The sequence below is a fragment of the Tepidiforma sp. genome, from assembly GCF_034433535.1.
Taxonomy (GTDB): Bacteria; Chloroflexota; Dehalococcoidia; order Tepidiformales; family Tepidiformaceae; genus Tepidiforma.
This window is the reverse complement of record NZ_DAOUAO010000237.1, coordinates 1-7,500: the sequence shown is the minus strand read 5'-3', so window position 1 is coordinate 7,500 and position 7,500 is coordinate 1. Positions and strand designations below refer to the sequence as shown.

Here is a 7,500-nt window from a genome sequence, read left to right as displayed (position 1 = left end):
CTCGGGCGGCGCCGGCGGGGCCGGGGGCTCGGTCGGCTCGAGCTCGAGGGCGCAGCGGGGGTCGGCCGGGTCGACGCAGGGCGGGTTGTAGTCGCGGATGTTGAGGAACTCGACGGTGTAGACCTGCCCGCCGACCGTCGGCTGGAGCGATTGGCTGACCACCACGGGCGTCCAGCCGGGCTGGAGGGTTTCGGTGACGGTGTAGCTGCAGTTTTCAGCGGGCGGGAGGCCGGGGAACTCGGCGATGCCGTTGGCGCCGGTGACCGCCGTGACGGGGCCGATGCCGCAGCCTTCGAGGGTGAACTCCCAGCCGGGGCCGGGGGCTTCGAAGCCGACGATATTGAGCGTCTTCAGCACCTGGATGGTGAGCGGGCAGCGTGCCGGGTCGCCCTTGAGGGTGACGGAGGCGGAGGACTCGAGGATGACCTTGACCTCGGGGACAGTGGAATACGGATTGGTCTTGGCCCAGAGGAGCACCTTCGCCGCGTTGCTCACGACCTGGTCTTCGCAGGTGCGCTCCGGGAGGGTTGCGGGCCTGACGCGGAAGGTGATGCTGAGGCCGTTGACGTCGTCGGTGATAGACTTGCACTCGAATCCCCAATAGGCGTCGGGGTCGAAGGAGCCGAGGCCGGCCTGGAGGTTGCTGGCCTCGTAGCCGGGGGAGCCGCAGGAGGCCTTCACCGCGACCGGGCCTCCGGAGACGACGACGCCGGGGTCGTAGAAGTTGAAGTGGAGGCTATCGGGCGTGCGGGTGGTATAGGTGCTGGCGACGGTGATTTCGAATTCGATATCGGCCGGGTCGGTCACGACCGGCTGGACGGCGCGCTTGGTGAAGGTGAAGGCCTCAAGCTGCTGGGCGCTGCCCGCACGGTTGGTGATCGTTACGGTGCAGTCGACGCCGTCGGTGGGCTGCTGCGCCTTCGGCTCTTCGAGCCCGCAGGCGCCGTGGAGGAGGTACAGGAGGATGCCGTCCTTCGGGAGGGGATCCGGGCCGATGGCGGAGCCGAAGGCGGGCTGGATGGTGTAGAAGGCCTGGAACGGGGCGGGATCGGCCTCGGCGATGGTGACCTTTTCGGGCTGGTCGAAGATGAACTTCTCGCACTGTTCGCCATCGGTGCCGGGCTTCGAGATGACCGGGTACCAGGCGGTGCTACCGACCTTGATTTCGAACTTGTACGGGTTGTCGGGGTCGATGCGGTCGAGGCCTTCGATGACTTTGCAGACGAGGAGCGTAATGCTGCGGTCCTCGACCTGGGGCTGGGAGCCGCCGGGATCAGCCGGGACGACGGCGCGGGCGGTGCCGCTGAAGGCGAGGGCTGCCAGGGCGAGGCAGGCGGCGAGCAGCGCGAGGGCGCGGCTGGCTGGCTGCCCGGCGATGGAGCGAACGTGCGGCATTGGTGCGGTTGAACCTCCGTGTGGCGAATGGGCCGTGGATGGAATGCGGGGGCGTCACCTGAAAGACGCCCGGGCGCCGCGATTCTTACACCCGGGGGCGTCAGGAGTTGACGGCCGGGATAATTTTCGTTGCCGGGAAGGCGGGAAATCCATAAGAAACCAGTGAAAACGGTGGCGAGGCGGTGCGCGGACTGGCGCGAGGCTCCGGGACGGCGCGCCGATGGGCTAGATGGCGGCGTCGATGTGTTCTTCCGCGGGGGGTTCGGGGAGCGGGGGAAGGTCGCGCGGGCTCTGGATGCCGAAGTGCTCGAGGAAGCGCATGGTGGTGCGGTAGAGCCGCGGGCGGCCTGGGGTATCGGCGGTGCCGGCCTGCTCGATGAGGCCGCGCTGCTCGAGGATGGCGACGTGGCGGTCGCTGTTGACGCCGCGGATGGCCTCAATCTCGGCGCGGGTGCAGGGCTGGCGGTAGGCGATGATGGTGAGGGTTTCGAGGGCGGCCCGGCTGAGGCGCTGGCCGGGGCCGGTGCCCAGCATGGCTTCGATGTACGGGGCGTACTCGGGGGCGGCGCCGAGCTGGTACTTCTGGCCGTCTTCGAGGAGGCGAAGGCCGCGGGCCTCGTAGTCGGCGGCGAGCTGCTGGAGGGCGCGCCGTGCGGCCGTTTCGCTCACCCCGGCGGCGCGGGCGAGGGCGGAGAGGGGCTGGGGCTCATCGGCGACGAAGAGGAGGGCTTCCAGGACCCACGGCAGCTCGCCGGGGGAGGGCGGACGGGGTGCGGCGTCAGGCACGGTCGGCGGGCTCCTCGGGCTGGACGGTGGTTTCGGGTGCGGCGCGGGCGGCCGGGAAGATGGGCGCGGGGGGCGGCGGAGCGGCCGGGGGCGGGGTGCCCGGGTAGGCGCCAATCGGCCGGGCGGCCAGTTCGTCGTAGCTGATGCGGATGACGGGGCGGCGAACGCTGGTGACGCCAACCTGCTCGCGGAGGGCGGCATGGACGGTATCGACGATGCGTTTGGTGGCGCCGGCGATGCTCACGCTCGGTTCGATGACGGCATCGATGCGGGATTCGACCGCGCCGGAGCGGACGTCGACGCGCGGCTCGGCGCGGCGGATCTCGGGCAGGGCCTGAACGGCGTCGCGGAGGAGGGCTTCGATGGAGGCGGCTGAGACCTCGACAATGCCGCCGTCTTCCTGGCGAAGCTGGAGGACGCCCTTCGAGCGCGGCCGGCTCTCGCGCCAGACGGCAGCGAGGAGCGAGAGGAAGGCGATGAGGGCGACGATGGCGAGGAAGGCGGTGAAGACGGCGCGGGCGGAATCGCCGGACACGATGAACGCCTGGAGGTTGAAGCTGCGGACCTGGAGGTCGAGCTTTTTCTCCTGGTTCCAGGCAAGGGCGAAGAGGACGCCGCAGGCGGCCAGGAGGAGGATGCTGTGGAGAGCCAGGAGGATGCGTCGGATGGCGTTCATGGTGCCTCCGTTGCGGGGAGGGCGCCCCGGACGCCGTCATGGTACACCTCGCCGAGTTCAACGGGCGTAATGCGGTTGCGGAGGTCGGCGCCGGGCGCTTCGAGGTAGACGGGGACGTAGGTATCGGTGTGGCCGAACCAGCCGCCTTCGCGGGGCTCCTCCCAGAGGACGGGGCGAACGGACCCGCGGTGCGCCCGCCGGAAGGCGAGGGAAAGCTCTTCGCCGAGGGCGAGAAGGCGGGCCATACGCTCCTTCTTCACCTCCGGGGCGAGCTGGCCGGGCATGCGGGCGGCGGCGGTGCGGCTGCGGGGGGAGTAGGGGAAGGCGTGCACCCGGGCGAAGCCGACCTCGCGGCAGAGGGCGAGGGTGGCCGCGAAGTCGGCCTCGGTTTCGCCCGGGAAGCCGGCGATGACATCGGTCGTGATGGCGACGGAGGGGACGGCGGCGCGGATGCGCTCGGCGGCGAGGAGGAAGTCGCGCGCGGTGTAGCGGCGGCGCATGGCGGCAAGGACGGCATCGCTGCCGGACTGGAGGGCGAGGTGGAAGTGGGGCATGAGGCGGGGGTCGCTCCAGAGGGCGAGCAGCTCGGGGGTGATGTCCTGCGGCTGGAGCGAACTGAAGCGGAGGCGAGGGACATCGGTGCGTTCGAGGATGGCGGAGATGAGGTGGTGCGGGCGCATGGGGGGGTCGACATCGCGGCCCCAGGCGCCGAGCTGGGTGCCGGTGATGACGACTTCGCGGGCGCCGGCTTCGACCGCGCGCTGGACATCGGCGGCGACGGCGTGGGGCGGGCGGGAGGTCTCGCGGCCGCGCGTGCGGGGCACGATGCAGAAAGCGCAGACATCGTTGCAGCCCTCCTGCGCGCGGATGAAGGCGCGGGTGAGGCCGGGCGCGAGGAGGGGTTCCGGGGCCGGGGGAGCAGCTGCCGCCGGGCGGGCGGATGCGAGGAAGTCGACGACGGCGGCGCGGTCGGCCTCGCGGGTGCCGGCGACGAAATCGGCGCCGAGTTCGCGGACGGCTTCGTGCCCGGCGGAATTGGGGTAGCAGCCGGCAACGGCGACGGCGGCGCCGGGGGCGAGGCGCCGGATCGAGCGAATCAGTTTGCGCGACTTGGCATCGGCGACGTGGGTGACGGAGCAGGTGTTGATAACGTAGGCATCGGCCTCGCAGACGTGGTCGACGACGCGGTAGCCGCGGGCGCGGAGGCCGGCGGCGATCTCGGCGGAGTCGGCGAGGTTGAGCTTGCAGCCAAGGGTCAGCACGGCGGCGAGGCGCTGCTCCATGCCCAACAGGGTACGGCATGGCGGGGCGCGAGCGCCCGGTGGCCGGGCGTGTGCGAAACTGCGGCCATGGCGCGGCTTCGCCCGAAACCGAACAGCACCCCGGACGACGTGGCCTTCGGTATCAACGCGGTGGGGATGGCACTGGCCACAGGCCACGCGAAGTCGCTGCTCTACTGGCGGGAGACGCAGAACGAGCGGGTGCTGGCGCTGGTGGAGCGGGCCCGGGAGGCCGGGCTGCGGGTGGAGGGGGTCGATGCGCGGCGGCTGGATGAGCTCACGGGGGACGGGGTGCACCAGGGAGTGCTCGCGCGCATCCGCGCGATCGAGCCGGTGGACCTGCGGCGGGTGGCGGCTGAGGCGGGGGAGCGGTCGCTGGTGCTGCTGCTGGACCGGGTGACGGACCCGCAGAACCTGGGCGCGGTGCTGCGGACGGCGGTCGCGGCGGGGGTGGATGCGGTGGTGCTGCCGCTGCGGCGGGGGGCACTGCTGACGCCGGGGGTGCACCGGGCGAGCGCGGGGCTGAGCTTCGTGGCACCGGTGGCAGCGCCGCAGAACCTCGCCATGGCGATTCGGACGCTGAAGGCGGCGAACTACTGGGTGGTGGCGGCGGAGGCGGGCGAGGGTTCGGAGCTGGCGACGGCGTTCGACTGGCCGCGCCGGACGGCGCTGGTGGTGGGCAGCGAGGGCGAGGGGATCGCGCCGCTGCTGCTGCGGGAGAGCGACTTCCGGGTGGCGCTGCCGATGGACCCGCGGGTGGAATCGCTCAATGTGGCGGTGGCGACGGGGGCGCTGGCGTACCTGTGGGTGCGGCAGCACCGGCCGGGCGGCCCGGGGGATGGCCGCGCAGGGCAAACGCCGGCGGTCGGGTGAGGGCGAACAGGCCAAGCGCGAGGCTCGAAGCGAGCGCCATGGCGGCGGCGAGGCTGCGGGGGCCGGGTTCGAACAGGGCACCGAAGGCGATGCTGTAGGCCGAGGCGATGGTCATCTGGCTGAAGCCGAGGACGGCGGAAGCGAGCCCGGCGAAGGCGGGGAAATCGGCGAGGGCGGTGGCAGTGGCGGCAGGGCGGGCCATGCCGTTGCCGGCGAGCACGAGGAAGGCGGGGACGACGACGGCGGGGACGCTCGCGGCGCCGAACCCGGCGAGCGCTGCCATCGCGAGGGCGGCGAGCCAGCCCCCGAGGACCGCCGTGAAGACGATGCGGCCGGGAGGCCAGCGGCGGCTCAGGCGCCGGGTGAGCGTGGCCCCGAGCATGATGCCGAAGGCGACGAAGCCGAAACTGACGCCGAAGACGGTGGGCGAGGCGCCGAGGTCATCGACGATGACGAAGGAGGAGGTAGAGATGAAGGTGAGCTGCCCGGCAAAGAGGAGGCCCATAAGGACGGCGGCGGTCGTGAAGGCCCGCGAGGCGGCGAGCCGGCGGTAGTTCGCGGCCATGCGGCGGAAGTCGAGGGCGGCGGCATCGGGGGCGCGGTTGGTTTCGGGGATAAGCAGGAACAGGGCGCCGGCGAGGGCCAGGCCGATGCCGGCCTGGATGGCGAACACCAGCCGCCACGTTGCGTATTCCTGGATGAGGCCGCCGAAGACCGGCGCGACCATGGGGGCGAGCGCGAGGGAGAGGGTGATGAGCGCGAGGACGCCGATCGCCCGTTCGCGGCGGTAGACATCGATGACGATGGCGTTGGCGACGGCCGGCCCGGCGCCACCGCCCAGCCCCTGCAGGATGCGGCCGGCGAGCAGCACGGGGACCGAAGGGGCGACCAGGCTCAGCAGGCTGCCGGCCACGAACAGGACGAGGCCGGCAAGCAGGGCGGGCCGCCGCCCAAAGCGGTCGGAAATCGGCCCCCAGGCGAGCTGGGAGGCGGCGAAGGCGATGATGAAGAGGGTGACAGCGAGGCTGAGCAGGCCGGTCGAAACCGAGAATTCGCGCGCCATCGCCGGCATCGAGGGCAGGAACATGTCGACCGCGAGGGGCGCCATGGCCGAGAGCCCGACGAGCACGGCGGTGGCGGCCGGCCGTTCGGCACGGACGAGGTGTGCAGCGTCGATGCCCGGCATGGGGTGGGATGCTACTCCCGGCGGTGCGCTTGGGGGAGGGGAAGGAACCACCGGCGGGCGGCGGGCGTTTCCTCTCTGAGGATGACGCGCGGAGGCCTTCTGATGCGGGGGACCGTGGTCCCGGCAATCCTGGGTGGGCTGATTGCCCTTGCTGCGACGGCGTGCAGCGATTCGCCCGGCGAAGGCCGCACGGCAACAGCCGGCCAGCCGTCAGCGACGGCGGAGGCATCGCCGGGTTCGCCGACGCCGAAACCCACGGCGACGCCGGGGCCGGCGGGGGAGGTGCTGGTGCTGGCGCTGCAGGTCGGGAGCGAGTCGGCGGCCGACCGCAGCTACCCGGTGGTCGAGGTCGTGAGCGTCGACCCGGCGACAGGGCGAAGGGTGGGGTCGTTCCAGGCTGGCGGGCGGGAGGAGTACCTGTCGCCCGGGATGGTGTTCGTCTCCGGGCGCGAGGTCCTGACCGTCAGCGAGCGGCGAATCGTGCGCTGGAGCCTGGACGGCCGGGAGCTGGGGACGCTCCTGCGCTGGGAGGCGGACCAGCGGCCGACCACGGCGGTGCTTTCGCACGATGGGCAGCTGCTGGCGGTGGGCCGGGAGGATGCGGACCTGCTCGACCGTGAGCGGGGCGAGCTGCTGGTGCTCGAGGTGAAGAGCGGGGAGGTGGTGCGCCGGCTCGGGATGGACGTGCTGGGGCCAGCGCTGGGGGCCTGGCCCGCGCCCGCGGGCTGGCACGCCGATAACGGGGGACTCGAGATGTTCGGGTATGCACACCGGGATGGCCCGGGGGTGTTCGCCTCGGTGCGCCTGGATGGCCGGGTCGAACCGCGGGGGGCCGTGGTGGCCGGGATCGACCCCGGGGGCCGGCTGCTGGCGACGGCGCCCGGCGGTTGGGTGTTCGCCTGCGCGGGGCTGGGGCTGGCGGCCGAGGAGCTGGTCTTTGCGGAGCCGGTGAGCGGGCGGGAAGCCGGGCGGGCTCGTGCCGAGGGGTTTGCGCTGCTGCCGGAGGCGTTCTCTCCCGATGGCAGCGAGGTGCTGCTGCGGGCGGTACCCGTACGGGAGGCGCCGGCATGGCAGGGCCGCTGCTGGGACTGGGAGGGCGGCGACTGGCGGCTCTACCGGGTGGCAAGCGGGCAGGTGGAGCCGGTGGCCGATTCCGGGGCGCTGCAGGCGGGATGGCTGGCAGCGACCCTGCCGGCGGTACCGGAGGCGGAGTGCCCGACGGATGGGCGCGCGGTCTGGCCCTGGCCGCCGTGGAGGATGTGGTGCCAGGAGCCGGCGACGATTTCGGTCGCGGGGCAGGTGGT

Annotated in this window: 6 protein-coding genes and 1 pseudogene; 2 read left to right on the top strand and 5 right to left on the bottom strand. The window is 72.3% G+C overall.

Going from position 1 to position 7,500, the window contains the following annotated elements; translation table 11 throughout:
- The 4 genes from VAE46_RS12605 to VAE46_RS12590 form a co-directional block, all read right to left on the bottom strand.
- The coding region (locus tag VAE46_RS12605; protein WP_322797293.1) for a hypothetical protein at window positions 1-1,395 on the bottom strand (1,395 nt) is incomplete at its 3' end.
- Between the two features lie 225 nt (window positions 1,396-1,620).
- On the bottom strand, window positions 1,621-2,181 hold the full coding sequence (scpB, locus tag VAE46_RS12600; RefSeq protein WP_322797292.1) for an SMC-Scp complex subunit ScpB: 561 nt from the start codon (window positions 2,179-2,181) through the stop codon (window positions 1,621-1,623).
- Window positions 2,174-2,857, bottom strand: a complete 684-nt coding sequence (gene amaP, locus VAE46_RS12595) for an alkaline shock response membrane anchor protein AmaP (RefSeq protein ID WP_322797291.1) — start codon at window positions 2,855-2,857, stop codon at window positions 2,174-2,176. The genes scpB and amaP overlap by 8 nt, the downstream gene beginning before the upstream one ends.
- On the bottom strand, window positions 2,854-4,140 hold the full coding sequence (locus VAE46_RS12590; protein WP_322797290.1) for a MiaB/RimO family radical SAM methylthiotransferase: 1,287 nt from the start codon (window positions 4,138-4,140) through the stop codon (window positions 2,854-2,856). The genes amaP and VAE46_RS12590 overlap by 4 nt, the downstream gene beginning before the upstream one ends.
- Window positions 4,141-4,206: 66 nt before the next feature.
- On the opposite strand from VAE46_RS12590, the gene rlmB reads away from it, so the two are divergent.
- Entirely contained in the window at window positions 4,207-5,010 is an 804-nt protein-coding gene (gene rlmB / locus VAE46_RS12585; protein ID WP_322797289.1) for a 23S rRNA (guanosine(2251)-2'-O)-methyltransferase RlmB, read from the top strand.
- On the opposite strand, the gene VAE46_RS12580 is transcribed toward rlmB, so the two are convergent.
- A complete protein-coding gene (locus tag VAE46_RS12580) occupies window positions 4,904-6,196 on the bottom strand; it encodes a multidrug effflux MFS transporter (protein WP_322797288.1) in 1,293 nt (430 codons plus the stop codon). The two genes, rlmB and VAE46_RS12580, sit on opposite strands and share 107 nt — an antisense overlap.
- Before the next feature lie 102 nt (window positions 6,197-6,298).
- Here VAE46_RS12580 and VAE46_RS12575 point away from each other — a divergent pair.
- Window positions 6,299-7,500 (top strand): annotated as a pseudogene (locus VAE46_RS12575) (hypothetical protein); the annotation flags it as partial.

What these genes read in the sequence shown, in the direction of transcription:
- amaP (WP_322797291.1), bottom strand. Translation starts at nt 2,857, where the DNA reads ATGAACGCCATCCGACGCATCCTCCTGGCTCTCCACAGCATCCTCCTC.
- VAE46_RS12590 (WP_322797290.1), bottom strand. Translation starts at nt 4,140, where the DNA reads ATGGAGCAGCGCCTCGCCGCCGTGCTGACCCTTGGCTGCAAGCTCAAC.
- rlmB (WP_322797289.1), top strand. Translation starts at nt 4,207, where the DNA reads ATGGCGCGGCTTCGCCCGAAACCGAACAGCACCCCGGACGACGTGGCC.
- VAE46_RS12580 (WP_322797288.1), bottom strand. Translation starts at nt 6,196, where the DNA reads ATGCCGGGCATCGACGCTGCACACCTCGTCCGTGCCGAACGGCCGGCC.